The sequence below is a fragment of the Kibdelosporangium banguiense genome, assembly GCF_017876405.1.
In the GTDB taxonomy this organism is placed as follows: domain Bacteria; phylum Actinomycetota; class Actinomycetes; order Mycobacteriales; family Pseudonocardiaceae; genus Kibdelosporangium; species Kibdelosporangium banguiense.
On sequence record NZ_JAGINW010000001.1, the window covers coordinates 9919842 to 9945820 of the forward strand.

At 68.9% G+C, this 25979-nt stretch carries 20 protein-coding genes; 6 read left to right on the top strand and 14 right to left on the bottom strand.

What is annotated here, in order from left to right; translation table 11 throughout:
* The first annotated feature begins 230 nt into the window (after positions 1–230).
* Positions 231–2195: a carbamoyltransferase family protein gene (locus tag JOF56_RS44695; RefSeq protein WP_209648861.1), complete on the top strand. Its 1965-nt coding sequence runs from the start codon at positions 231–233 to the stop codon at positions 2193–2195.
* A gap of 55 nt (positions 2196–2250) precedes the next feature.
* On the opposite strand, the gene JOF56_RS44700 is transcribed toward JOF56_RS44695, so the two are convergent.
* From JOF56_RS44700 to JOF56_RS44750, 11 genes are read right to left on the bottom strand one after another with little or no spacing between them, the layout of a single operon-like run.
* Positions 2251–3285, bottom strand: coding sequence for an alpha-ketoacid dehydrogenase subunit beta (locus JOF56_RS44700; protein ID WP_209645604.1), 1035 nt, complete (start codon positions 3283–3285; stop codon positions 2251–2253).
* A gap of 17 nt (positions 3286–3302) precedes the next feature.
* The gene (locus JOF56_RS44705; protein ID WP_209645605.1) at positions 3303–4259 is read right to left on the bottom strand and encodes a thiamine pyrophosphate-dependent dehydrogenase E1 component subunit alpha; all 957 of its coding nucleotides are present in this window, start codon (positions 4257–4259) and stop codon (positions 3303–3305) included.
* Positions 4256–5713, bottom strand: coding sequence for an amino acid adenylation domain-containing protein (locus JOF56_RS44710; protein WP_209645606.1), 1458 nt, complete (start codon positions 5711–5713; stop codon positions 4256–4258). The genes JOF56_RS44705 and JOF56_RS44710 overlap by 4 nt, the downstream gene beginning before the upstream one ends.
* Entirely contained in the window at positions 5710–6837 is a 1128-nt protein-coding gene (locus JOF56_RS44715; protein WP_209645607.1) for an acyl-CoA dehydrogenase family protein, read from the bottom strand. Before JOF56_RS44715 ends, JOF56_RS44710 begins: the two co-directional genes overlap by 4 nt.
* A gap of 4 nt (positions 6838–6841) precedes the next feature.
* Positions 6842–7876, bottom strand: a complete 1035-nt coding sequence (locus JOF56_RS44720; RefSeq protein WP_209645608.1) for a ketoacyl-ACP synthase III family protein — start codon at positions 7874–7876, stop codon at positions 6842–6844.
* Between the two features lie 11 nt (positions 7877–7887).
* A complete protein-coding gene (locus JOF56_RS44725) occupies positions 7888–9060 on the bottom strand; it encodes a nucleotide disphospho-sugar-binding domain-containing protein (protein WP_209645609.1) in 1173 nt (390 codons plus the stop codon).
* A 3-nt stretch (positions 9061–9063) separates the two neighbouring features.
* On the bottom strand, positions 9064–9294 hold the full coding sequence (locus JOF56_RS44730) for a ferredoxin (protein ID WP_307855540.1): 231 nt from the start codon (positions 9292–9294) through the stop codon (positions 9064–9066).
* The gene (locus tag JOF56_RS44735) at positions 9291–10484 is read right to left on the bottom strand and encodes a cytochrome P450 (RefSeq protein WP_209645610.1); all 1194 of its coding nucleotides are present in this window, start codon (positions 10482–10484) and stop codon (positions 9291–9293) included. The genes JOF56_RS44730 and JOF56_RS44735 overlap by 4 nt, the downstream gene beginning before the upstream one ends.
* Positions 10481–11944, bottom strand: coding sequence for an NDP-hexose 2,3-dehydratase family protein (locus JOF56_RS44740; RefSeq protein ID WP_209645611.1), 1464 nt, complete (start codon positions 11942–11944; stop codon positions 10481–10483). The genes JOF56_RS44735 and JOF56_RS44740 overlap by 4 nt, the downstream gene beginning before the upstream one ends.
* 2 nt (positions 11945–11946) lie before the next feature.
* Positions 11947–14997, bottom strand: a complete 3051-nt coding sequence (locus tag JOF56_RS44745; protein ID WP_209645612.1) for a non-ribosomal peptide synthetase — start codon at positions 14995–14997, stop codon at positions 11947–11949.
* Between the two features lie 33 nt (positions 14998–15030).
* The gene (locus JOF56_RS44750) at positions 15031–15825 is read right to left on the bottom strand and encodes a hypothetical protein (protein WP_209645613.1); all 795 of its coding nucleotides are present in this window, start codon (positions 15823–15825) and stop codon (positions 15031–15033) included.
* Between the two features lie 237 nt (positions 15826–16062).
* On the opposite strand from JOF56_RS44750, the gene JOF56_RS44755 reads away from it, so the two are divergent.
* From JOF56_RS44755 to JOF56_RS44775, 5 genes are read left to right on the top strand one after another with little or no spacing between them, the layout of a single operon-like run.
* Positions 16063–17205: a nucleotide disphospho-sugar-binding domain-containing protein gene (locus JOF56_RS44755; protein ID WP_209645614.1), complete on the top strand. Its 1143-nt coding sequence runs from the start codon at positions 16063–16065 to the stop codon at positions 17203–17205.
* Positions 17206–17221: 16 nt separating this feature from the next.
* Positions 17222–18532 (top strand): aminotransferase family protein, encoded by a 1311-nt coding sequence (locus JOF56_RS44760; RefSeq protein WP_209645615.1) that lies wholly within the window; start codon positions 17222–17224, stop codon positions 18530–18532.
* Positions 18529–19134, top strand: coding sequence for a dTDP-4-dehydrorhamnose 3,5-epimerase family protein (locus tag JOF56_RS44765; protein WP_209645616.1), 606 nt, complete (start codon positions 18529–18531; stop codon positions 19132–19134). Before JOF56_RS44760 ends, JOF56_RS44765 begins: the two co-directional genes overlap by 4 nt.
* Positions 19131–20348 (top strand): cytochrome P450, encoded by a 1218-nt coding sequence (locus tag JOF56_RS44770; RefSeq protein WP_307855541.1) that lies wholly within the window; start codon positions 19131–19133, stop codon positions 20346–20348. Before JOF56_RS44765 ends, JOF56_RS44770 begins: the two co-directional genes overlap by 4 nt.
* 32 nt (positions 20349–20380) lie before the next feature.
* On the top strand, positions 20381–21373 hold the full coding sequence (locus tag JOF56_RS44775) for a Gfo/Idh/MocA family protein (RefSeq protein ID WP_209645618.1): 993 nt from the start codon (positions 20381–20383) through the stop codon (positions 21371–21373).
* Between the two features lie 54 nt (positions 21374–21427).
* Here JOF56_RS44775 and JOF56_RS44780 read toward each other — a convergent pair whose 3' ends face one another.
* The 3 genes from JOF56_RS44780 to JOF56_RS44790 are packed head-to-tail and all read right to left on the bottom strand — an operon-like array spanning position 21428 to position 25962.
* Positions 21428–23164: a B12-binding domain-containing radical SAM protein gene (locus JOF56_RS44780; protein WP_209645619.1), complete on the bottom strand. Its 1737-nt coding sequence runs from the start codon at positions 23162–23164 to the stop codon at positions 21428–21430.
* The gene (locus JOF56_RS44785; protein WP_209645620.1) at positions 23161–24600 is read right to left on the bottom strand and encodes a cation:proton antiporter; all 1440 of its coding nucleotides are present in this window, start codon (positions 24598–24600) and stop codon (positions 23161–23163) included. The genes JOF56_RS44780 and JOF56_RS44785 overlap by 4 nt, the downstream gene beginning before the upstream one ends.
* A gap of 9 nt (positions 24601–24609) precedes the next feature.
* Positions 24610–25962: an NAD(P)/FAD-dependent oxidoreductase gene (locus JOF56_RS44790; RefSeq protein WP_209645621.1), complete on the bottom strand. Its 1353-nt coding sequence runs from the start codon at positions 25960–25962 to the stop codon at positions 24610–24612.
* Between the last annotated feature and the right edge of the window lie 17 nt (positions 25963–25979).

Here is a 25979-nt window from a genome sequence, read left to right on the forward strand (position 1 = left end):
CCGAAATATGTCCGCCCTTTTCGCACGCTAGGTAGGGCCCGCGGCGAGTCCCACCCCTAGCCGACCCGGACCGCCCCCTAGCCGCCGGGGCCGACCCTTTCGGCTTGACACCCGCGCGGGCGCGTTGATACTGCTCATGGCCAGGAACGCAGTTCGAAATCCGCCCGGCTATCCGTGCGTTCCACGCGATGACGTGTCTTTTCACGGTCGAATTGGGATCGGTGACAGCTATGCTCGTTCTCGGCCTGAGCGGCGGATTCTCACGAGAAGACGTCGAGCTCACTCCGGACATCCAGGATAATTTCTTCCACGACGCGGCCGCCTGCCTGCTGCGGGACGGACACGTGCTGGCCGCCGTGGAACAGGAACGGCTCAACCGGATCAAACAGACGACGAAGTTCCCGGCCAGGGCAGTCCGCGCCTGCCTGGCCGAGGCGGGTGTCACGCTCGCGGACGTCGACCGGATCTCCTACTACTTCCGTGAGGACTTCCTCGACGCCCAGTTGCACATGCAGTACATGAACAACCCGGACATCCCGGTGGTGTACTCCCGGGAGCTGGTGCGCCGCCGGCTTGCCGAAGAGCTGGGCACCGACTTCCCGGCCGACCGGATCAGCTACACGCCACACCACCTCGCACACGCCACCGCCACGTTCGCGCACTCAGGCATGTCCGAGGCGCTCGTCGTCGTGATCGACGCACGCGGGGACGACGAGTCCTGGACGTTCTACCGCGGCACCGAGAGCGGACTCGAGCAGCTGACCACCCACTCGGTCATGCACTCGCTCGGCAGGCTCTACCTGATCGGCACGGCGATGCTCGGGTACAAGATGGGCGACGAGTACAAGGTGATGGGCCTGGCCCCCTACGGCGATCCCGAGCGCTACCGGCCGGCGTTCGACGGCTGTTACACGTTGCGGGACAAGGGCGCCTTCGACCTCGACCTGGGCGCGCTGCTGCCGGCCTTCGCGATGAACGGGTTCACCTGGCGGCGACGTGGTGAGGGATTCGGCCAGGATCACAAGGACTTCGCCGCCGCACTGCAGGAAACGGTCGAGCGGATCACCCTGCACGCGCTGACACACTGGCGCGAAGCGACGGGACTGGGCGATCTGTGCCTGTCCGGCGGGGTGGCCCACAACTGCACGATGAACGGCAAGGTGTTGCGCTCCGGGCTGTTCGACCGGGTCTTCGTCCATCCGGCCTCGCACGACGCCGGCGCCGCACTGGGTGCCGCGCTCGCCGCGGACGACCAGCGGGACCGTGCTCCGAAGCAGCTGCACGCCGCGAACTGGGGACCTGGGATCGGGAACCGCGACCAGATCCGGACCGAACTGCTCGCCTGGGAACCGCTTGTCGAGTTCGAGGAATGCGACGACATCGTCGCCCGTACCGCAGACCTGCTGGCGGACGGCTCGGTGGTGGCGTGGGTGCAGGGCCGGTCCGAGTTCGGCCCGCGGGCGCTCGGCAACCGTAGCATTCTGGCCGATCCGCGGCCGAAGGAGAACCAGACCCGGATCAACGCGATGATCAAGATGCGGGAGAGCTTCCGGCCGTTCGCTCCCGTGGTCACCACCGAGGCCGCCGAGAAGTACTTCGAAATCCCCTCCGCCGAGGGGAATTTCGACTTCATGTCGTTCGTGCTGCCGGTCCGGGAGGAACACCGGGCCGCCCTTGGCGCGGTCACCCACGTCGACGGCACGGCCCGGGTCCAGGTCGTGGACCCGGCCGCCAACCCGCGGTTCTCCGAGCTGGTCACGAGGTTCGGCGACCGGACCGGGGTGCCGGTGCTGCTCAACACGTCGTTCAACAACCACGCCGAGCCGATCGTGCAGAACGTCCGCGACGCGCTGGCCACCTATCTGACCACCGGCCTGGACCGGCTGGTGATCGGCGACTTCCTGGTGCGCCGCAAGGACAAGCCCGGCCGTCCGGCGTTGGAGACCTGCACCGTCGTCCTGCCGGCCGCGGTCCGGCTGGCCGAATCAGTCCAGCACGACGGCAGCCGCCGGGTCGTCACCCACGAGCTGTTCTTCGCACTGGCCAAGGGAAAGCGCCGCACCGTCTCGCCGGAGGCCTACGCCGTGCTCAGCCGCACCGACAGCCAGACGCCGATCGGAACACTCACCGACGAGCTGCGCACCGAGTTGCACCAGCTTTGGCAGGACCGGTTCATCGCCATCGTGCCATGCTGAGACCGGATACGACGAAAAGGCCGTTCAGCGCGCTGAACGGCCTTTTCGCGATCGCTCAGTACGGGCCGACGAAGTCACGCGCCAACTCGTCCTGCTTGACCAGGATGTCCTGGCCGGAGCGCAGCACGGCCAGGCACGCCTGCGCGATGTCCGTCGCATCCGGGTTGTACGCCTCCTCCAGCGGCCACGACACCGGGGCGGGACAGTCGGGCGGGGCGATCCGCCGGACCGGGGCACGCAGCGCGGACGGCATCTGCTCGGCCACGACGGCGGCGACCTCCGCACCCACCCCGTACCGCGCCCACGTGGTGTCCGCGATGACCAACCGACCGGTCTTCGCCACCGACGTGAGGACGATCTCCTCGTCCAGCGGACGGATGCTCCGCAGATCCACCACTTCCGCGCTGACTCCTTGCTCCGCCAACGCCATCGCCGCGCGCTCGGCCTCCCGGACCATCAACGAGACCGCCACGATCGTCACGTCGTCGCCGGCCCGGACGATCCGGCCCTTGCCGAACGGAACCTCGTACAGCTCCTCCGGCACCTCGCCGACGCTCTCGTAGAGACCACGGTTCTCGATCAGTACAACGGGATTGTCTCCACGCAGCGCGCTGACCAGCAGCCCTTTGGCGTCGGCCGGCGACGCGGGGGTGGCCACGCGCAGCCCAGGGAAATGCCCGAAGACGGTGTGCAGGCTCTGCGAATGCGTTGCGCCTTGCCCCCAGCCGTGACCGACCACGCCGCGCATCACGACCGGGACACCCGAACGGCCGCCGTACATGTACCGCCACTTCGCCGCGAGGTTGAAGATGCCGTCCATGGCCAGGAACATGAAGTCGTCGCGGGTATAGGTCACCAGCGGTCGCAGGCCGCGTGAAGCCGCGCCGACCGCCATGCCGGCGAACGCCGTCTCACAGTTGGGGATGTCGATGACCCGCGCGGGTCCGAACCGCCGGGCCGCGGATACTGTGGTGCCGTAGATGCCCTTCGCGTCGTCGACGCATTGGCCGGCCAGCAGGATCGAGGGGTCGGCCGCCATGCATTGCACGGTCGCTTCGGCGATCGCCTCGCTGTACTTCAGAACACGCATCGGCTGCTGCCTCTCCTCTAACGTCCGTACGCACCGTGCAGCAGGTCCGCCACTGGGGGAAAAGAACTCGTCTTGGCCATGGCGATCGCCTCGGCGATCTCGGCGCGAGCTTCGCTCTGCCACCGCACGACGGCTTGGTCGATGTCTGGATCCGCAGCACGCAACGCGTCGGTCGCCTGCCGGATCGGACAGCGCGCGACCCAAGAGTCCACTTCGGCCTCGTCCCGGCCGTCGCGGTTGGGCCCGACGTGTTCGCGCCAGCGATACGTGGCGAGCTCCAGGAAGTACGGGCCCTCGCCCGCTCGCACCCGCCGTGCGGCTTCGCCGGCCGCGGCGGCGACAGCGAAGACGTCGTTGCCGTCCGCCGGCACTCCCTGGACACCAAGCCCTTGTGCCCAACGGAGAATGCTCGTCCCCGGTGGCTGCCGGGCGCTGAGCGGCGAGGACATCGAATATCCGTTGTTCTCGCAGACGAAGATGATCGGCAGCCGGTTCAGTGCCGCGAAGTTCAGCGATTCGTGGAAGACGCCCTCCTCGGCGGCACCGTCGCCGAAAAACGTGACCGCGATGCTCCCGGTGGCCTGCCGGGCCAGCGCCCAGGCGGCCCCGGTGGCCACAGAGATCATCTCGCCGAGGATGGCCGACGAGGCAGCGAATCCGGCGGCCTCGTCGACCAGATGCACCGACCCGCCCCGGCCACGCGTGCACCCGGTCTCCCGGCCGTACAGCTCGGCGACCATGGCATTGAGATTGCCGTCCTTGGCGAGGTACTGCGCGTGACAGCGGTGTCCGCTGTAGACCAGATCGGACGTGCCGAGCGCGGCGCACACGCCCACCGCGGACGCCTCCTGGCCGATGCTGAAGTGCACCGGCGTGCGCATCTCCTGCTCATCCCGGTAGGTGTCCGCGAGCACCTCTTCGACCACGCGGATGCGGATCATCCTCCGCAGCAGTTCCTGGTCCTCGATCGTCACGATACCCCCGCTCGGGTCGCTGTCGGGTGTGCTGCCGTGCCGGACGCCATCGCACGCAGGGCGGCGCGATCGGTCTTGCCGTTGGGCGTGCGGGGAAACTCGGTCAGCATTGTCAGCCGGTCGATGATCATGTAGCGCGGAAGCCGTTGCGCGCACAGCTGTTTGAGGGAGAACAAGTTCGGCCGCGTACCGGCCGCCGGGACGACGAAGGCGGACAGCCGGGCGTCCAGACCGGTGCCGGACACCACGACCGCAGCCGACACGACGGTCGGGTGAGTGACCAGGACCGCTTCGATATCACCGGGTTCCACCCGATGCCCGCGCACCTTGACCATCGCGTCGCGGCGGCCGAGGTACTCCAGGTTGCCGTGCTCGTCCCAACGGCCGAGATCCCCGGTGTGGTACGGGCCTTCGTGCCGCGGCCGGCCCCAGTAGCCGAGCATCACGGTCGGCCCGTCGACGACGATCTCGCCATCGTCAGCCAGCGACACGGTGTCGCCCGAACACGCGGCGCCGATCGGCAACGGCCGGGTTCGCGTCAGGTCGGCGTCCGTGACCTCGTAGGAGGTGCACACATTGGTCTCGGTCGGGCCGTACCAGTTCAGTAGCCGCACGCCCGGCCAGGCCCGGCGCAGCCGCTGCACCTCCGGCAATGGAAACGGCTCACCTGCGAACACACAGACCCGCAACGAACTCGGCTGGACGGCGTCGAGCAGTCCGCCCTGACGCATCATCAGCTGCAAAGCCGAAGGCACCGAGTACCAACAGGTAATCCCACGACCGCGCAGGAACTCGGTGAGACCTTCGGCCGAGTACGCCTGGTCGGCGGCGAGCAGGTCCACCGACGCGCCGGCCGCGAACGCACCGTAGAGGTCGAAGACCGACAGATCGAAGTTGAACGGGGCGTGGCTGGCGAGCCGATCCCCCGGGCCGAGACCGGTTGTCCCGACGGCCCAGTCCACGAACGCGAGCGCGTTGCGATGGCTCAGGCAGATGCCTTTCGGCTCGCCGGTGGACCCGGACGTGTAGAGGATATATGCCGGATCGTCCGGGGCCAGGGCCACGGGCGCCGCCGCTTGCCCGCCCCGCTCGAGCAACTGTGCCAGCGTGACCGATGGCGCGTCCGCCCGGTCCTGGTCGGTGACGATCAGGGCGGGATGGCAACTGTCCGCGATCCGGTTCACCCGCTCGGCGGGATTGACCGGGGAGACGGGGACGTAAACCGCGCCGACGCGCAACGCGCCTTGCATCAGGGCGATCACGTGGGCGCTCTTCTCGGCCCAGACCAGGATTCGGTCGCCCGGCCGGACACCCGCGACGACCAGTGCGCTCGCGTAGCGACCGGCCAACGCGTCCAGCTCGCCGTAGCTGGTACTGTCTGGTCCACTGTAGACAGCAACGGCGGGCGGATCCGCGGCCGCCGCTCGAACCACCAGATCGTGCAGGAGTTTCACAGTCCCAGCTCCGTCGCGATGAGCATGCGTTGGACATCTGTCGTGCCGGAGAACAGAATTCCGCCGAGTGCGTCCCGGACCGCAGCCTCCGCGCCGGACCCGGTCAGGTAACCCTGGCCGCCGAGCAGACGGATCGCGTCCGTCGCGCTGGCCAGCGCGGCCTCCGACGCGGCGAGCTTCGACAGCGCGGCGTGCAGCCCGGCCGGCTCGTCCTCGTCCATCGCCCAGCAGGTCCGGTACACCAGCAGCCGCGCTGCCTCCAGCCGCAGTTTCATCTCGGCGATGCGGTGCGAGACGGCCTGGAACTCACCGATCGGCCGGCCGAACTGGCGCCGGGTGCGGGCGTGTGTCACGCACTGCTTGAGCAAACGGTCCTGCACGCCAAGATAAAGCGCGAACAGGCAGGCCCGTTCCCAGCCCATCGAGTGCTGGAAGATCGCCGCTCCCTGGCCCGGTTCGCCCAGCACCCGCTCCATCGGCACGAAACAGTCCGCAAAGGTCACGGTGCCCGCCACGCAGCCTCGCATGCCGAGTTTGTCGAACGGCTCACCGAGCCGGACACCCTCCGAGGCCGTGTCGACGGCGAAGGCGGTGAGGCCGAACGGACCCGCAGCCGGATCGGTGACCGCGTACGTGACGGACACGTCGGCCACCGGGCCGTTGCTGGCGAAGCTCTTGTGGCCGTTGAGCACGAACCCGCCAGGCACCTCGGTGGCAACGGCTTCGATCGCTGAGACGTCCGAGCCCGCCTCGGTCTCAGTCATCGCATTCGCCGCGATCAGCTCACCGGCACACAGTCCTGGTAGCAGCTGTTTGCGCACAGCGTCATCGCCGAACTCCGCGATCGGTACGACGCAGGCGAACAAGTGGGCCGCCGCGGCGAATACCAGGCCCGTGTCGGCACATTCCTCGCCGAGCACCTCGTACACCGCCGCGGTGTCGAGAGCGCCGAGCCCTTGGCCGCCGTGTTCCCGCGCCACGGGCAGGCCAAGCGCACCGAGCTCACCCAGCAACCGCCACCGCGCCCGGTCGAACGGGCCCGGCTCGCCGGCCAGCGACGTCCGGACGCGGTCACGGGTTCGCTCCCGTAGTGCGCGTTGTGTGTCCGTCCAACCGAAATCCATCCGTTCAGCCAGCCCACGCGGGGACGTCGGTGAGTTCCAGCACCGCGCCCGCGATGTTGATACCCGGCCCCATGCCGAGCATCAGCAGGTGGTCGCCGGGCCGCAGTTCGCCGGTGGTCAGCAGGTGCTCGATCGCGATCAGGTGGTCGCTCACGCTCAGGTGGCCGACGCCGCGGCCGAACTCCCAGGTCGACCGCTCCAGCGGCAGGCCGAGCATGGCCATCAGACCGGATTCGACGAAGTCGCGCGAACCGTGGTTGTAGGCGACCCGGGAGATCTGTCCCATCGCGATCCCGGCGTCGGCGAGCAGCCGGTCCAGCAGCACCTCCCGGGTCCGCACCACGGCCATGCCGATCTCGTGCCCGGGGGTGGCCTTCTCGAACTCCTCCTGGCGGGAGGTGAAGTCGACCTCGTGGCCGAGGGCGGCGCTGGACGGGAACATCGGCTCGTCGCCGCGCAGCATGCCCTCGTATTCGGGGATGGTGACCGAGTCGATGGCCAGCATCCGCGCGAACGACGGCCCGCCACTGCCGAGCACGACGGCCGAGCCCGCGTCGCCGACCAGGAAGTCCGGCCGCAGACACCGCCACCGGTCGATGTTGGACGAGCCGATGTTGTCCGCCGCCGCGATCAGCACGGGACGGCTGGGGTCCACCGTCAGCCGGTCGGCCGCAAGCTGTAGCGCCCCGAACATGCCGTTGCAGCCTTGGTTGACGGTCGTGGCGAACACGTCCCCGCCCACCAGGTGACGCTGCAGCCAGGAATGCGACAGCCAGCCCTCCGGGCCGGAGTGGTAGGCCTCCACGTACAGCAACGCGTTGAGCGAACCCGCGTCCTGTCCCGATCGTTCGATGGCCTGGCGGGCAGCGGCGAGCGCCATGTCAGGAGCGGGCAGATCACCCGCCACTGCGGCGCCGAGCAGGCCGGAGCGCGCCGCATCCTGCGGATCGACGAAGCCCCGCTCGATCGCCCAGCCGACCGGCACGATCTCCGGCAGGTGGACGCCGAGGCCGAGGAAGTGGACATCATTGAGTTTCACTGGTGCTCCTGTCAGCCGAGCTCGCGCAGCCGTGCGGCGAGCTCCGCGGGCGGGGTCTGGGCAAGCAGTTGCGTGCGCAAGCCGGCCGCGGCGGCTTGGTATGCCGGCTCGTCGAGCAGCCGCCAGACCGCTGCGCGGACATGTTCCGGTTCGGCGTCCTGCACCGGCATCAGCACCCCTGCCCCGGTGTCCGGCAGCCCGGCCGAGGTGATCCGCTGATTGGGCTCGGTGACCACAGCCAGCTGCGGGACGCCGTAGAACGCCGATGTGAGCAGGGTTCCGCCACCTCCTTGGTGCACGATCGCGGCGCACGTGGGCAGCACGGTGTGCAGCGGCACGCCGGTCAGCACACGCGCGTTGGCCGGCACCGAGTCCAACTGCTCGGCGTCGCGTCGCGTGGCCGCGACCACGACGTCGACATCCTCATCGGCCAGTGCCTGCAGAATCCTGGGCACGCCGAACTCCTTCGCCCCACCGACTTGCGTCGCGGCGGTGCCCCAGGTGACCAGAACCCGGCGGCGCGCGGGAGCAGCCGCGAGGTCGTCCGGCAGCCAGCCGGGACCGTTGTAGGGCACCGGCCGGATCGTGACGCGATGCGGGTGACCGTCCACTTGCAACACCGCCGGGCACGGGTCGACGGTCAGCGCCGCGAGATCGTCGACCGGTTTCCCGCCATGCCGTGCGAACAGGTCCGCGAGCCGTTCGGGCCACTCGATCTGCGCGTTGCCCATGCCCGGCCAGCCGAGCAGCCGGGTGATGTCCGGTCCCCACAGGTGCCGTACCGCGGGCACCCCGAGCTGCTGGGCGACCAGCGGCCCGGCGAAGTTCATCGGGTCGAACACGACGACGTCCGGCCGCCAGTGCCCGGCGAACGCCGACAAGGCGTCGATCTGCGCCTCGGCGACGCTGAGGTAGCGGTCCAGTGGTCGGCTGCGCTGGGACCCGGTCAGCGTGGCGCCCGGTCCGTCCCACGGCGGCAACTCACGGGTGGTGCGCAGGTCGGCCATGAAGTCGAAGCCGTCGCCCAACGGCACGGGGGTAAGCCCGGCCGTCACGACCACATCGGTCATCGAGTCGTCGACCGCCACCCGGACGTCGCCGCCGGCGAGGCGGCACGCCCAGGCGAGCCCGACGACCGGGAAAATGTGGGTCGGCCAAGGTAGCGGCACGAACAACACCCGCATGGCTCAGCGTCCCTTCTCACTGGTGGCCCGCTGGACCGCACCAGACGGGCACGCACGCAACGCGCGGTCCACAGCCGCCCAGCCGACGGCGTCCGGCGTCGCCCGGGTACCGGCGGCGGTGAGCCGGACCAGCCCGTCGTCGCCTTGGTCGAACACCTCCGGTGCGGCCAGCACGCAGCGTGCCGCCCCGATGCACAGGTCTTGGTCCACCGCCAGGTACGGATTCACATTCACCAGGTCACCGGCAATTCGGCCACGCCCTGCACCTCGGTCGCGCCGCGGACCGGCAGCGTGTCGGCCGGCGCGGCGAGGGCGAGGTCCGGCAGGCGCCGCAGCAGCGTGCCGAAGGCGATCTCCAGTTCCAGCCGGGCCAGGCTCTGGCCGAGGCACTGGTGGATGCCGTGCCCGAACGCCACGTGCTGGATATCGGTCCGGGTGACGTCGAGCCGATCCGGATCGGCGAACGCCGCGCTGTCCCGGTTCGCCGCCGGTAGCAGCACGAGCACGCCGTCGTCGGCGGCGATCCGCTGCCCGGCCAGCTCACGGTCGACGGTGGCGAACCGGATCGAGGAGTCCGTGATGGACAGATACCGCAACAGCTCGTCCACGGCGCCGGGCAGCAGGCTGGGGTCGGCGCGCAGCGCGGCGAGCTGGTCCGGGTGCTCGAGCAACGCCAGGGTACCCAGCCCGATCATGTTCGCGGGCGGCTCGTGCCCGGCGATCAGCAGCACGACGCTGATGCCGACGAGATCGCTCCAGCTCAGCTTGTCCTCACGACGGCCTTGTGCCACAACGGAACTGAGCAGATCATCGCCGGGGTCGGCCTCCTTGGCGGCGAGCAGCTCGGCCAGGTAGTCCGACAGCTCACGCACGGCCTGCGCGGCCGCCGCCCGGTCCGGCGAGCGGCGCAGCAGGGTCCGTTCCTCGAAGAAGTGGTGGTCCTCGTAGGGCACACCGAGCATTTCGCAAATGACCAAAGAGGACAGTGGCATCGCGTAGCCGGTCATCAGGTCCGCGGGCGGCCCGGCGGCGAGCAACCTGTCGACGAGTTGGTCCGCGACGGCCTGGATGCTGGGGCGCATGGCCTGGATCCGGCGCACCGTGAACCACGGCAGCACGGCCCGCCGGTGCACGGCGTGCTCCGGATCGTCCATGCCGACGAACATCCGGAACGGGAGCTTGCCGGGCAGGCTCGGCACCAACGCGGGATAGGCCGGGTTCGCCTGGTCCACGGACATACTCGGGTCGGCGAGCACGGCGCGGGCCTCGGCGTGGCCGGTCACGGCCCACACAGTGCGTCCGTTGAACAGGGTCACCTTGGTCAGCGGCCCCTCGGCACGCAGGCCCGCATGGCCCTCGGGAGGCTCGAAGGGACACCGGCGGGCCATCGGGTAGCTCGGTGCCTGGTCGGTCTCGACGGTCATCGCCGGCCTCCGTTCGCTGGCTGGACCACAGCGCTGTGCCGCGCGGAAAGGCCGTGCAGGCAGGCGATCAGGCTGCGGGCTTGGACGTTCACGTAATGGCTGTGCCGCAGCAGGCCGACCAGCTGGTGCAGCGTCAGCCAGCGGAAGTCCGGCGGGGGCGGCTCGTGCTCGTCGTCGTCGGCCTCCACGACGAGATAACGGTTGCGAGCGGCGAAGAACCGGCCGCCCTCTTCGGACAGCACGGTGTCGAACAGGATCCGTTCGGGCGGCGTGTCGAGCACCGCGTCCAGGAACGGCGGCCGGGCCTCCGGTGCCAGGTGCGCGTAGTTGCCCGGGCAGCACTGCACCGTCGGCGCCAGCTCGACCACATCCAGGTATCCGGGCTCGATGCAGGCGTTGACCAGCACGTGCAGCACCCCGGCGATCGACTTGACGAGGAACGCCACCACGCCGACCTCAACCGGTTCGAGCATGGGCTGCGTCCAGCTGGTCCGTTCCCGGGATCCGGCTTGGACGTCGACGGCGATGATCCGGAAGAACTGGCCCGAGTCGTGCGTGATCGCGGTGGCGTCGCGCGTCCAGCCGGTGACTTCGGCGAGGGGGATCCGACGGGTCCGCACGTCCCCGCGCGAACGGGCCGCGGTGATCCAGCTCAGCACCTCGCGCGTGCTGTGCCGGCTGGGTGAGAGTTCGTGGTACGAACGAATCGCGGCCGCCCGTAGGTCTTCGGTGTCCGCGGCGAACACAGATTCGAGTGCCTCGCCGGTGAACGGCAGGCACGACAACACGGTGCGGCTGTCCATGTTCAGCAGGTTGTCCTGGCCGAGCAGCTGGTGCAGCTGACCGATGGTCAGCCAGCAGAAGCCGTCGAGAACCTCGACCGGGCCGGTCACCTCGATCACCATGTTGCGGTTGCGCTTGCGGTAGAACCAGCTGCCCTGTTCGGACTGCAGCACGTCCGCGACCACTTGGTGCGCGTCGGCGTCGAGGAAGTACTCGAGGTAGGGCACCCGGCGTCCGCCGTGTACCCGCGTGTAGTTGCTGTGGGTGGCTTGGACGGTGGGCGAAAGCTGGACGCCGTTGCAGTTGCCCGGCTCGGCCTTCGCCTGCATCAGGCAGTGCAGGACGCCGCCGAACTCCTTGACCAGGATGCCGAGGATGCCGACCTCGGGCTGGTTGATGATCGGCTGCGACCAGCCGGGCACCACGGCGTCGGGGATTCGCACCTCGATGCTCTCGACGGTGAAGAACCGGCCGGTGTCGTGCACGAGGTTGCCGGTGCCCGGGTGGAAGGCCCAGCCGGCCAGCTCGGCGAACGGGATCCGGTCGACCTGGATCGGCATCGCCTCGGCCAGGCCGGCGAACGCGGCGTGGAAGTCCGCCGTGGCTCCCCGTCCGGCTTTCGCCGAGGCCGAGATGGCCAGTCGCTTGGCCAGTCCGGCGTCGTGCTCTTCGGCCATCGTCACTCCGCTCCGGGCTCGTCGGCGGTCGGCCCGGCACGCAGGAACGCGGCCAGTGCCGACGGGGTCGGGTTCGTGAACAGGTCGGCGAGCCGCAAGCCCGACGGCCGTCGTTCCTCGATCTGTTGCACCAGCTGCGCGGCCAGCAGCGAATGGCCGCCGTGGGCGAAGAAGTTGGTCTCCGCGTCGACGTCGTCCCGCTCGAGTTGCTCCCGCCACAGCGCGATCAGCTCGATGACGAGGTCGTCGTCGGGTGGCGCGGCGATGGTGCGAAGTCCTGGTGTCGCGGCGAGTGCGCCGTAGTCGACTTTTTCGTTGTTGTTGCGGGCAAGCGCCGCGACGACATGAAAGTGGTTCGGCACCATCGACGGCGGTAGGTGGGCGCTCGCGTGCGTCCACAGCTCGTCGTGGGTGATCCCATCGCTCTCGGCGAACGCGACCAGAACCCGGTCCGCGCCCTCGCCGTCAACGGTCACCGCCGCGGCCCGGACGGCCGGATGTTCGGCGAGAACCGCCTCGATCTCACCGAGCTCGATTCGTACGCCGCGCAGCTTGACCTGTCGGTCGGCACGGCCGAGCAGCTCCACCGTGCCGTCGCTTCGCCACCGTGCGATGTCGCCCGTGCGGTAGAACCTGCCGTACTCGGTGTGTACGCCGAACCGTTCGGCCGTCAGGTCCGGCCGGGCCTGATATCCCTGTGCCACACCAGCACCCGCGATGCACAACTCGCCACGGACGCCCACCGGCAGTGGCCGGCCGGCGGGGTCCGCGACGAACACATGGGTGCCCCGGATCGGCGTACCGACGTCCAGCGGGGCGGTTTCGTCCGCGCCGACCTCGCGGCAGGTGGCGTAAATCGTCGTCTCGGTGGGGCCGTAGCCGTTCCACACCCGAGCACCCGCACTGATCAGCCGCGCGGCCAGGTCCGGCGGTAGCGGCTCACCTCCGGACACCACCCGCAGCCCGGCGAGCCCGGTCGTGATCTCGTTGGTCACCAACCGCCACGTGGTCGGCGTGGCCTGGACGAACCGGATGCGGTGGCGGGACAACAGATCCAGCAGGATCTGGCCGTTCGAACGCGCCTCATCCGGGGCCACGACGAGCCGGCCGCCGGTGCTCAGCGCCAGCCAGAGGTCCATCGAGGACATGTCGAAGCCGAAGCCGGCCAGCCAAAGCGTCCCGTCGCCCGGACCGGCGCCGAGCATGTCCGCGAAATGGGCGACCACATTGGCCAGTCCGCCATGGGTCAGCCGGGCGCCCTTCGGCCGCCCGGTGGAACCGGAGGTGTACACGACCAGGGAACAGTCCCGCGCGGCCGGTTCGCTGTCCGTCCCGCCAGTGGCACCAGTCAACGGAATCTCGACCGTAGGAACGTCCGGCAGCACGGCGGCCCCACGTGGCGCCAGGACCGCGGCACATCCCGCGTCCGTGACCTGCCAGGCCAACCGAGCCACCGGGTAGACCGGATCCAGCGGCAGATATGCCGCGCCCGCCCGCAAGACGCCGAGAACCGCAGCGGCGAGGTCCGCTCCGCGCGGCGCGAAGACACCTACGACCGCACCTGGCCCGATCCCCTTGTCACGCAAGGCATCGCGTGTGGCGGCGGCTTGGTCCCACAGCTGTTGATAGGTGACGGTGCGTGCGCCGTCTTCGACAGCCGCCGCGTCAGGATTCGCGCGAACGCGGTCCGCTACCGCGGTGAGCAAGTCGCTGGGCGTGCTCAGCGACGCGGTCGCGTTCGCCTTGCCGATCACCGCATGGTCTTCGTCAGTGAACAGCGGGACGTCACCGACCGGGAGGTCCGGGTCGGCGAGTACCGCTGCCAAGATCGTCTCGTATCGCCGCAGCAACGCCGCGACATCCGCGACGGACAGGATCTCGTCGTAGTAGACCGCACGGATCGTGAGCTCCGCGGCCGACGACACCAGGAAGAACTCCAGGTCGAACTTGCTGTAGCCGTTCTCGACCAGCACCGGGCGAGTCGGCATGCCACCGAACGCACGCTCGCCGAGCCCGATGTCGGGCACGTAGTTGAACACGTGCCGGAACACGGTGTTGCGCCAGGACGCACCGGGTGCGTTCAGCTCGTCCATGACCTGCTCCACCGGCGCGTCCGCATGGGCGATCGCTTCGAAGAACACGTCACGGGTCAGCCGGACCAGGTCGCGAAAGCTCGCCGACGGCTCGACCCGGACCCGCAGCGGGACGACGTTGACGTGATAGCCGATCGCCGACCGGGCCTCGGCCGGCCGGACGTTGATCGGCGAACCGACCACGAGATCGGGGCCGGCGCCATGCCGGGCGAGCAGCAAGTAGTACGCCGCGAGCAGCACCACCGCCTCGGGAGCGCGCAGTTGCGTGCGCACCTGGTCGAGCATTCCCCGAACGTCCGAGCTCATCGCGTACGAGATCCGGCCGCCGTGCAGGGTCGGCCTGGCCCGGTCAGGACCTCCGCAGGCCAGCTCCAGACCGCTGGGCTCGAAGCCTGCGAGGTGGTCGCGCCAGAACTCGATATCGGCCGCGGACGCCTGGGATGCGGGCACGATTTCGGCCTGCCCGCCGGGCATCGCGCGCCCGGCCACCAGCGCGTCGTAGGCCGCGGTGAGCTCGTCGATCAGCAGCGCGCCGGAGATGGTGTCGAACACCAGATGGTGCAGCACAAGACAAAGGACGTCGCCCTCGGGCCGTGGGCAGATTCCCGCGCGCAGCATGAGCCCGCCGTCGAACGGGAATGGACGGCGGATGAACTCCGCCAGGTCGTCCTCAAGCGCAGGGCCGCTCGTCGGCAGGATCTCGAGTTCCACGGCTACCGCCTCGGCGGCCAGCACTACTCGTTGCATGACCGCGTCTCGCGTGGGGAAGCCCGTGCGCAGCACGGGATGACGACGCACCGCGGCCGTGACGGCGGCGGTGATGGCCGTGCGGTCGATCCGGCCGTCGACCCGCAGCACCACCGGCAGGTTGTTGACGCCGCCCGGAACCAAGTCCTCCAGCAACCGCAGCGCCTGTTCCTTGCGCGTCGCCGCGCCGAACAGGCTTTCCACCGCTGTCATCCGATCCCCCACTTCCCTCCTCGGCCGGCCGGGTCAGCCGAGCAATCCGGCGATGGCCGCTGCGACACCCTCGTGTCGCAACAGGTTGATGTGCTCGACGTCGAATGGCAGGCGCCGTGCGGCGTGCTCCGCTCCAGTGCCCGACCCCTCGGTCGCCGACGTCACGGCGGTCGCCTTGGCCCAGCCGGGCACGGGATCGAGCTGTGCGGCGGCGACCACGAACGAGATGAACGAGCTCACCGTCGTGAACATCTCCTCCTGACCGGCGGGATTCAGCCCGACCCGGTCGAAGGCCAGCTGTCCGGACTCGCGGAAGATCTTCATCAGCCGGGGCCCGAACACGGCCAGGTCCGGGTCCTCGGCCAGCGCCCGTCGCGCCGCCTCCTGGGTGGCGACACGCTCCTGAGGGGTGAGCACGGTCAGCATGTGGTCCACCGCGAGGTGGAACTGCTCCTGCACGGTCCGGGCGACGGGGACCTCCGGATCGACGAGGATCAGCGGCACAGGATCGCCTTGCCAACCCTCGATCCGGCCGGCCAGCTCGGCGGCGAACACGCTCCCCGCACAGAAGCCGAGCACGGCCCGGACCGGGCGGCCGGTGGTCCGCACCGCCGTGGCCCAGCGGTCGACGTAGTCGTTACCGCTCAGCGTGAAATCGTCACCGACCCGTGGCGGATCGGTCTCCCACACCGCCAGCCCAGGGTCGAGCCGCGGCACCAGATCGGCGAACCCGGCCTCCCGGCGACCGGCGATGTTGAAGTCGGCGGCGAGCACGACATCGGCCGATCGCCCTTTGTTCAGAACTCGCCACGAGTGTAATTCGGTCATGAATTCTTTGCCCCCATGGCAGCGAATCTCGGACAACGACCGAAACCGATTCAATACGCGCGGCGAATCCGCTTTGAACCCCTAGGCCTCCCCTAGCCACCCCTAGCACCCCACCTCGGACCCAGGCCTCTTGACAAGCGTTTCGGCTCGCCGAAAGCATGACCGCCAGGGTCGACGACCGCCCGGCCAATCGGCTGAATACATTCGGAACTGGAATTACGAGAACAGGAAGTGAACATGCGCGTTCTGTTCGTCTCGGTACCGGCTGTCGGGCATTTCTTTCCACTCGCGACACTCGCATGGGCATTTCGCTCGGCCGGTCATGACGTGCTGTTCGCCTCCTACGACGACGCGGCCAGGATCGCCATGACCGGACTGCCGTGGGTCGACGCGGCACCCGGCGTGAAGATGTATCACGAGGCACTCCAGGTCGCCGGCGAAGCGCATCCGGCCGAGCTGGCTCGGGTGAAGCGCACCATGGGGGCCGACCGCGCCGCCTTCGCGGTGCTGTTCGCCCACGTCAACGACGTCGTGGCGGACGGGATGGTCGCGGCGGCCCGGACGTGGCGCCCGGATCTGGTCGTCTACGAGTACATGTCGCCCGCGGGACTGGTCGTCGCGGGCGCTCTCGGCATTCCCGCGGTTCAGGTCGGGATCGGCTTCACGCCCACCGGGCCGTTGCGGGAGGTGATGCTGCCGCATCTCGCCGACGCCTTCGCCAGACATGGGGCATCCCAGCCGCTCGCCCCGCTGGAAGTCGTCCACACCGTGCCGCCGAGCATGACCAATGGCGAGCACGGTGGTATGCCGGTCCGGCCGGTGCCGCTCAACGGCGGCGGACAGCTGCCCGAGTGGCTGACCACACCCCCTGAGCGGCCGCGGGTCGCCGTGACCCTCGGCACCATTTCCGCGGCGATGACCGGCGTCGACCGGATCCGCGGCGTGGTCGAGGCGGCGAGCCGTGTGAACGCGGAGTTCGTGCTGGCCATGGACGATGCGGAAACCGCGGCACTGGGCGAACTGCCGCCCAACGTCCGCGCGGCGGGCTGGGTGCCGTGGGACGCGCTGGTGGCGACCTGTGCCGCCGCGATCCACCACGGCGGCTCCGGCACGACGATGACCGCACTGCACACCGGTATTCCCCAGCTGCTACTGCCGGACGGCTCCGATCGGCACATCAACTCGGCCGCGGTCGGTGAACGCGGGGCCGCGTTCACCGCGTCGGCCGCGGACGTCACCCCGGAGCTGCTGAACCGGCTGCTGGAGGACGACAAACTGCGCGCCGCGGCGGTTGAGGTCGCGGACGAACTGACCCGGCTGCCTGCCCCGGCCGAGCTGGCCGCCGAACTGGCCGGCGGCATCTGCCCGCCAGGCGCCTGAGCACGAGGAGACAGCGGTGTTCGACGGTTCTGACTATCACGCCTGGCACGGCCTGGCCCCGATGGCGCACTTCCATCGCGACTCGCACCCGGACCTGTTCCTTGCCGAGGGCAAGGGAAGTCACGTCACCGACCGGGCGGGCCGGCGCTACCTGGACGCCAGGTCCTCGATGTGGAACGTGACACTGGGCTATTCCTGCGAACCGGTGAAGGCGGCCATCCGCCGTCAGCTCGACGAGCTGCCGTTCGCCACCATCATGCGGTTCGAGCAGCCACCGGCCATCATGGCGCAGTACGCCGCCGCGCTGGCGTCGATGCTGCCGGACTCGTTGGGGCACATCCGGTTCGGCAACACCGGAAGCCAGATGACCGAAGCGGCGGCGATGTTGTCGCGGTTCTACCGGCGGCTGACCGGCGAGCCCGGCCGTACCCTCGTCGTCACGCTGGAAAGCAGCTACCACGGAACCGGCCCGCTGGCGACCGCGCTGACCGGTGAGCCGAAGCTGCAGGAGTTCTCCGCGCCGTTGGACCCGGACGTCCGGCACGTCACCGCTCCCCCGGTGGCAGGCGATTGCGACGGCTCCGCGGCGCGGGCGGTCCTCGATCTGATCAACGAACTCGGCGCCGACCGGGTCACCGCGGTCATGCTGGAACCGGTGATGGGCACCGACACGATCACCCTGCCCCGGGACTATCTGGATCGGCTGATCCGCGAATGCCGGGCACTGGGCGTGCACGTCATCCTCGACGAGGTGACCACCGGCGCGGGCCGCACCGGGCGGATGACCGTCGCCGAGACGCTCGGCGAGGTGCCCGACATGGTGGTCATGGCCAAAGGGCTGAGCGGCGGGTACTTCCCGCTGGCCGCACTGGCCGTGCACGACGGCATCTACCACCGGCTGTCCGGTTTGGACCAGCCGATCGGCTTCATCAACGGCTCGACCACCGACGGCCACCCGCTCGGCATGGCCGCCGGGCTGGCCGTGCTGGACATCCTGCGGTCCGACGAGTTCCTCGCCGAAGTCCGGGAAACCGGCGCCTTCCTGCGCTCGCTGCTCGAAGAGACACTGGCCGATCTTCCGGCCGTACGGGCGGTCCGCGGCGAAGGCATGATGCTGTGCGTCGACCTGGCGGACGAGAACGACGAGCCATGGCACGTGCTGGCCGTCAACGACCTGCGGGTGATCTGCCGCGACAACGGTCTGCTCACCAGCCTCGGCCACGGCAACCTGCCGTTGATGCCACCGCTGACCATCTCGCGGGCGGAGTGCTGCGAGCTGGCCGAAACGCTGTCCCGGTCGATCCGCGAATACCTGCGGAAGCGATGAAGGTCCGCGAACTGGCCGTGCCCGGCGCACTGGAGTTCACGCCGGATGTGCACGCCGATCACCGAGGCCGGTTCCTCGAACTGCTGCGGGCCGAATGGTGGCACGAGGCCATCGGCCGTGCTTTGCCGGTGGCCCAGGTGAACTGCAGCGTCAACCACCGTGGCGTGGTGCGCGGGGTGCACTTCACCGGACTTCCCGGCCAGGCGAAGTTCGTGACGTGCCTGGCCGGCGCGCTGGTGGACGTCATCGTCGACACCAGGGCGGGTTCCCCGTCCTTCGGCGTGCACGACACCGTGCTGCTGGACGAGAACACGCACAAGATCGTCTTTCTGCCCGAGGGAGTCGGGCACGGGATCGCGTCGCTGGCCGACGGCACGACCGCGTTCTACCTGTGCTCGGACACCTACGACCCGGCGAACGAGTTCGGGGTGCACCCGCTCGACGAGGATCTGGGCATCGACTGGCGGGGCCTGCTCGCCGGCAGCGAACCAATTCTGTCCACAAGAGACAGTACGGCGCCGGCCGTGGCGGCGGCCCGGCGCGCCGGGCTTTTCCCCGCGTACACGAAATGCCTGCGGCTGTACCAGGAGGGGCCATCGTGACCAAGAGTTCGCCGGCGGTCTTCTTCAACCCGTTCCTTCCCGGTTTCACCGATGACCCCTATCCGCACTACGCGCAACTGCGCGAACTGGCGCCGGTGCACGCCCATCCGTTGGGCTACTGGGTGCTGACCCGCTACGACGACGTATCCACGCTGCTCCGGTCGAGCCACTCGGTCGAGGAACGACGCCTCGGCCCCGGCACCCTGCGCGAGATCAACCAGACCACCCACAGCGACGGCGCACGGCGGATGCGTGGACTGTCCATGCTGGACCAGGATCCGCCGGACCACACCCGGCTGCGCCGGCTGGTGTCCAAGGCGTTCACCCCGCGCTCCATCGAGGCGCTGGAGCCGAGGGTCGGCGTGCTGGTCGACGAGGCGCTGGACCGCATGGCGGACGCGGGCGAGGCCGATCTCGTCGCGGCGCTGGCCTTTCCGCTGCCGTTCGCGGTGATCTCCGAGATGCTCGGGATGCCGGCGCTGGATCACGTCCGGCTGCGGGAGTTGACCGCAACCGTCGTCCGCTCGTCGGAACCCGTGGTGGATCCGCAGTTGCTCACCGAGAACGCGACCGCGAACGAAGAGCTGACCGCGATCATGCAGGACGTGCTTGCCTGGAAGCGCCGCACGCCGTCCGACGACTTGCTCACCGCGCTGATCCGGGCCGAGCACGACGGTGACGTGCTCAGTGACGACGAACTGGTCGCCCAGGTCCTGCTGCTCTACATCGCCGGCCACGAGACCACGGTCAACCTGATCTCCGGCGGCACCGTGGCCCTGCTGCGTAAGCCGGAGCAGTTGCGGCTGCTGCGCGCGAACACGGACCTGATGACCAACGCGATCGAGGAACTTCTCCGTTACGACTGCCCGGTCCAGATGAGCCGGCGGATCACGCTGACACCACTCAACCTGGGCGGGCACGAGATTCCCGCGGGCACATTCGTCACCGCGAGCCTCGCCTCGGCCAATCGGGACGCGTCCTTCTGGGGGCCAGACGCCGACGAGTTACGGCTGGACCGTGCCAACGCGCGCCAGCACCTGTCGTTCGGCGCCGGCGCGCACCACTGTCTCGGTGCCGCGCTGGCCCGACTGGAGGCGCGCGTCATCTTCACGCGGCTACTCGCGCGCTTCCCGCGCCTGACGCTCGGCGCGGTCAGCTGGAACGGCCGGATCAACCTGCGTGGGCCTGCCACGGTGACGATCTCGGTCCGTTGACATTCGCCGATCGGGGAACGGAGAACGACACAATGGACGGTGCGCACGACAAGGTCCGGATCGGGCTGCTCGGTGCGGCCAGGATCGCGCCCCGGGTGGTCGTCGGCCCGGCCGCTGCGGGCGCGCGGATCGATGTGGTCGCAGTGGCGGCCCGAGACGTGCAGCGAGCCGAACAGTTCGCCGCACAGCACAGTATTTCCTGCGTGCACGACAGCTATGACGAACTGCTGGCCGATCCCGGGATAGACGCGGTCTACAACCCGTTGCCGAACACCCTGCACGGCCGCTGGACACTCGCCGCGATCAAGGCGGGGAAGCATGTCCTGTGCGAAAAGCCTTTCGCGGTCAACGAATCCGAGGCGCGGACAGTCGCGACAGCGGCCGCGGACGCCGGCGTGGTGGTGCTGGAGGGCCTGCACCACCGCTACCACCCGCTGTTACTGCGGGCGGAGGAGATCGTCCGGTCCGGTGAGCTCGGGCGGCTCCGGCACGTCGAGGCCAACTTCTGCCTGTCGCTGCCGGTGTTCTCGGACAACCGGTGGCGGGCCGACCTGGGCGGTGGCTCCCTGCTGGACTCCGGCTGCTATGTCGTTCACCTGGCGAGGATGTTCGGTGGTGAGCCCGAAGTGGTCTCGGCGACAGCGGCCATGCGCGACGGCGTCGAGCGTGCAGTCACCGCACGTCTGTGTTTCCCGGAGGGGCACACCGGATTGGTGCGCTCAGCGATGTGGTCGCGCAACGTGCTGAAGATGAGCGCGCGAGTCACCGGCGACCGCGGGGAGATGCACGTCCTGAACCCGATCGTTCCCCAGGCCTGGCACCGGCTTCGGGTGCGCACAGGCGCGGGAGAACGAACCGAACGGTTCCACCGACGCAGCTCCTATGCTTACCAGCTGGACGCCTTCGCTGCGGCTGTTCTGGACGGCGGCCCTGTACTGACGCCCCCGGACGATGCCGTGCGCACCATGGCTGTCCTGGACGCCATCCGCACCGCGGCCGGCCTACCGCTTCCCCAGCCGGCCTGAGGTGTGGTGACCGGATTGGCTTGCCGTTCGGCACGGCGGACCAATCCGGTCGCACTAGACGGTGGGCACCACGTCGCCGGACAGCTCGCGGATCATGTGCTCCGGCACGGTGATGTCGTCGAACCACCGGCCGCCGAACGGGCGCTGGACCGGGATGATCTGGTCGCTGGAGTAGGCGAGGATCTTGCGGTTGTAGACCCGCATCTCCGCACGCAGATCCGCCGGGAACCGGCCGTCCAGTTCGAGCGCTCGTTCCATCTCGGCGAGCAGGGTGCGGGTCTGCGCGATCGTGGCCAGCACCGCGTCACAGAACTCCCTGGGCAGCACCCCGTACTCGGCTTTCATCTCGACCAGCCGGGCGATCGCCTCGTAGGACACGTCCTGCAGGTCGCGCCGGCTCAGCCACTTGGTCTCGTAGTTCAGCCGTCGATACCACAACGGCTCGACCAGCGCCTGCCGGTGCTCTTCGAGCGTGCGGTGGTAGATGCGGTAGCCGTGCCGTTCGGGCTGTTCGAAGAAGCGGGAGCCGGGGTCGAGGAACGGGACCATCGGGCAGATCAGCGGCAACGCGGCCCAGCCCTTGAACTTCCGGATCAGGTGCTCGCAGTAGTCCACTGTGTCCATCACGGACCTGCGGTCCTGGTAGGGCATGCCGATGAAGAACCACACCATCACGCCCTTGACCCCGGCGTCCAGCGCGCGCGGGATCCAGTCCTCCATCTCGGCCATGGTGTAGGTCCCGCGGCCGGCCGCCTTGCTGATCTTAGGGTCGTGCGATTCCGGCGACAGCATGATGTAGGACCGGGTCGCCTCGCCCATTTTCTTGAGCGTCTGCGGCGGGGTCAGGTTGAACTGCTCGAAGAAGACGCTGTTGTAGCCGAGTTCCTGCACCGCGTCGAGGTACTCGTGCATGCGTTTCTTGCCCTCGGAGTAGCATTGCAGGGCGTAGATCGACGTGTGCCGGGCCGCTTCGCCCATGCTGCGCAGCTCGTCCACGACGCGGCTGTTGTTCTTCTGGATCATCGTCTTCTGGACGCCCATCATGTTCTTGTACGCGTAGCGCGAGCCGCCACACCAGCCGCAGTCGTGCGCGCAGCCGGTGTTCGGCAACGTCATGATGAGCTTGGAGACCGACGGGTCCGACGGCCGCTGCTCCCGGTAGTAGGACCAGTCGTTGGTCGCGTCGTTGTAGTCACGGGCCGGCTTGTGGCTGAACCCGGTCCGCCGCACCTCACCGTCCGCTTTGTACAGCAGGTTGGGTATCCCGGACAGGTCCCGGCCGCCCCGCTTGGCCAGCGTGACCAGCTCCGTGACCGGCGCGAGCGTGTCGTAGCCCTGTACCACGACGTCCACGCCGGGATACCGGATCAGCTCCTCGGCGTAGTAGGTCGCCGAGATCCCGCCGAAGATCACCAACGCGTCGGGGTTGACCCGCTTGAGCGCGGCCGCGAGCTCGATCGCGCCGTGGCACTGGGTCATCCAGTGCAGGTCGAAGCCGTACACCGGCGCGTGCAGGCGGCCGAGCAGCGCCTGCACGTCCAGCGACGGGTGCATCAGCATGAGCGACGCGAGGTTGACGATCTTCGTGTCCAGCCCGTGCTCGGCGAGCCGCTGCTTGATGGAGAACCAGCCGATCGGGAACATCTCGTACACTGACGTCACGTTCACGCTGTCGCTGTCGCTCAAGTACGAGAACAGCATGTCGTCTCGCTCGCGGAAGTCGTAGACGCTCGGGGCGTGCAGCAGGAACAGATCGGCCTCGAGCGACGACGGCTCGTTCGCTTCGGTCATCGGGGATTCTCCTCCGGGGCAGAGGCCGGCACGGTCTGCCTGCGCCTGCCCACACGCTCGATAATGGACAGTGCCGGCGCGGTCATCACGGTCGATACCAAGGTCATCAACACGAGCATCGTGAACACGGTCTGGCTGATGACGCCGAGGCTCAGTCCGATGTTCAGTACCACCAGCTCAGTCAGCCCGCGGCAGTTCATCAGTGCGCCGAGCGACCACGCCGAGCGGCGGTCGATGCCGCTGACCCGGGCCGCGACCGTACTGCCGACCCACTTCGCCAGCACCGCCACCACGATGATCAGCGCGCACCAGCCCCACAGGGCCCAGCTGCCTCGCATCAGCCCGAACCGGGTGTGGATGCCGGTGAAAACGAAGAACAGGGGCAGCAGCAGCCCCATCGTCACCGCGCGCAACTGCTGCACGATCCGGGTCACCGCCGGATGGTCGCGTGGCGTGATCAGTCCGAACAGGAACGCACCGAAGATGGCGTGGATCCCGATCGCATCCGTCGCCAGCGCCGACAGCATCAACCCGCCGAGCAGCAGCACCAGCACGGCCGCGTCGTCACGGATCAGGCCGGGACGCCCGCCGGTGCCGAGCAGGCGGGCCAGCAGGGGCCGGACCAGCCAGATCATCAGCACGAAGAAAGCCAGCGAAAGGCCGACCGTGACGAGCGTGCCGCCCATCGAGTGTCCTTGCGCCACCGCGGTCACCAGCGCCAGCAGGCACCACGCGGTCACATCGTCGATCGCCGCGCAGGTCAGTGCCAGCGAGGCGAGCGGTGTGTGATCCATCTGGCGGTCGGTCAGGATCCGGGCCAGCACCGGGAAAGCCGTGATGCTCAGTGCGGCCGCGAAGAACAGCGCGAACGCGATCAGCCCGACTCCACCGCCCACGCTCGGGTAGAGCGCCAACGCGAGCAGAATGCCTGACAGGAACGGAATCGCGATGCTCACGTGGCTGACGAGCAGTGCGGCACCCACTCGCCGCCGCAGCGCGCCGGGGTCGAGCTGGTGGCCGATGCCGAACATGAACAGCACCAGTCCCAGCTGCGAGAGCACGTCCAGCGCTGGCACCAGCCGGTCCGGCAGGATCCACTGGTAAGCCGCCGGCCACAGCCAGCCCAGCAGGGACGGCCCGAGCAGTACGCCGGCCACGATCTCGCCGATCACCGCGGGCTGGCCGACACGACGGAACAGGGCCGCGATCAGCCGGCAGGCCAGGAAGATCACCGGGAGCGCGAACAGCAGTTTCGGTACGACATCGGACCCGGACGCGACGGCTCCGATCGTGCCGTCGGGCGAGCCGCTCATGCCGATCAGCAGCGCCACCCCGAGCACACCAGGCACCGCGACCAGTAGCACATAGGGCGCAATCAACCGCCCGGCCGCGCGCAGGGTGCCCCGGCGGGGGGCCGTGTCGGAGCCGGCAGCCATGGCGGACACTCAGAACAGCGCCGCGGCCGAGGTGGCCTTCAGGTTGCCGAGATGCCGGTGCCACAGATGGGTCGGATCGGCCTCGACGGCCGCTACGTACTCCTTCATCGCCTTGAGCGCCTCGGGCTCCTCGGCGTCGTAGACGTCGCCCTGCAGCATCCGGATGACGTCGATGCGGTAGGCCGGGTCATGGATGAACGCCGTGAACAGCACGTTCAGCCGGTAGTACATGGAGATGAAGTCGTACCAGATACGGGTGCCCCGGCGAAGCGTGCCGGCGTAGTTCTCGAAGCTCTCCTTGCGGAAGTCCCCGGCCGCGTGCGCGGCGATGATGTCCTTCGCGGCCAGGCGGGCGCTGTTCATCGCCACGCTCACGCCGCTGGAGAAGATGGGGTCGACGAACCGCGCGGCGTCGCCGATCAGGACCAGACCGTCCCCGGTGATCTGGCGCATCGCGTAGCTGTAGTCGCCCTCCGCCTTGAGCGGGCGCACCTGTTGCGCGTCCTGCAGGGCCTTCAGCAGTTCCGGCCGGCTGCCGACGGACTCCCAGAAGAACCGGTCCAGGTCGTCCTTGGCCGCCCTGAACCGCTGCTTCTGCGAGACCACGCCGATCGAGGTGATCGTCTCGGTGATCGGGATCTGCCAGACCCAGGTGTCCTCGAGCGGCAGGTAGTGCACGAAGATGAAGTCCGCGTCCCCCGGCCGGGTGGCCAGCGACTGCCGGTCGAGGCCGTCGAACCAGGTGTGCACCGCGTACTGGTTGAAGACCGGGTCGGGCACCTTGACCCGCAGCTGGCTGCCGAGCATGGTCTGCCGGCCGCTCGCGTCGGCGACCATCCGGACCGTGACCGTCGAGCGGTCTTCGCCGGAGCGCAGGTGCATGACCGGCCTCGTGGGGTCGGTGAAGTCGACGCGGTTGACGCGAGTGCCCTCGAACGCCGTCGCGCCCAGCTCGCGGGCGTGGTCCAGCAGGATCTGGTCGAACCGGCCGCGGTCGACGTGCCAGGCGTAGACCCGGTCGACACCGGCCTGTTCTCGTTCCTCATAGGCGATTTCCGCGTAACCGAGAGTGTGTGAATCGGCGTCGAATTCGAGCATGCTGGTCGGCCGGGTGTCGGTCGACGTCCAAGCCGCACCGTATTTGCGCGGGAATCCGGCCGCTTCGATTTCCCCGATGATGCCGATGTCGTGCATCACCGGAATCACCGCCGGTACCAAGGACTCACCGACGTGTTCCCGGGGGAAACGCGAACTCTCGAAAATCACGACGGAAAGGCCGGCTTTGGCAAGGTAGGCGGCCAGCGTGGCACCGGCCGGCCCGCCCCCGATGATGCCCACGTCGTAGTTGAAATCAACGGACACGTTGCTCTCCCTTACCG

Coding starts and splice junctions, on each gene's coding strand:
- JOF56_RS44750 (WP_209645613.1), bottom strand. CDS start 15,825: ATGACCGAATTACACTCGTGGCGAGTTCTGAACAAAGGGCGATCGGCC.
- JOF56_RS44755 (WP_209645614.1), top strand. CDS start 16,063: ATGCGCGTTCTGTTCGTCTCGGTACCGGCTGTCGGGCATTTCTTTCCA.
- JOF56_RS44775 (WP_209645618.1), top strand. CDS start 20,381: ATGGACGGTGCGCACGACAAGGTCCGGATCGGGCTGCTCGGTGCGGCC.
- JOF56_RS44765 (WP_209645616.1), top strand. CDS start 18,529: ATGAAGGTCCGCGAACTGGCCGTGCCCGGCGCACTGGAGTTCACGCCG.
- JOF56_RS44740 (WP_209645611.1), bottom strand. CDS start 11,944: ATGGCCGAAGAGCACGACGCCGGACTGGCCAAGCGACTGGCCATCTCG.
- JOF56_RS44725 (WP_209645609.1), bottom strand. CDS start 9,060: ATGCGGGTGTTGTTCGTGCCGCTACCTTGGCCGACCCACATTTTCCCG.
- JOF56_RS44735 (WP_209645610.1), bottom strand. CDS start 10,484: ATGACCGTCGAGACCGACCAGGCACCGAGCTACCCGATGGCCCGCCGG.
- JOF56_RS44745 (WP_209645612.1), bottom strand. CDS start 14,997: ATGACAGCGGTGGAAAGCCTGTTCGGCGCGGCGACGCGCAAGGAACAG.
- JOF56_RS44695 (WP_209648861.1), top strand. CDS start 231: ATGCTCGTTCTCGGCCTGAGCGGCGGATTCTCACGAGAAGACGTCGAG.
- JOF56_RS44715 (WP_209645607.1), bottom strand. CDS start 6,837: ATGGATTTCGGTTGGACGGACACACAACGCGCACTACGGGAGCGAACC.
- JOF56_RS44780 (WP_209645619.1), bottom strand. CDS start 23,164: ATGACCGAAGCGAACGAGCCGTCGTCGCTCGAGGCCGATCTGTTCCTG.
- JOF56_RS44785 (WP_209645620.1), bottom strand. CDS start 24,600: ATGGCTGCCGGCTCCGACACGGCCCCCCGCCGGGGCACCCTGCGCGCG.
- JOF56_RS44700 (WP_209645604.1), bottom strand. CDS start 3,285: ATGCGTGTTCTGAAGTACAGCGAGGCGATCGCCGAAGCGACCGTGCAA.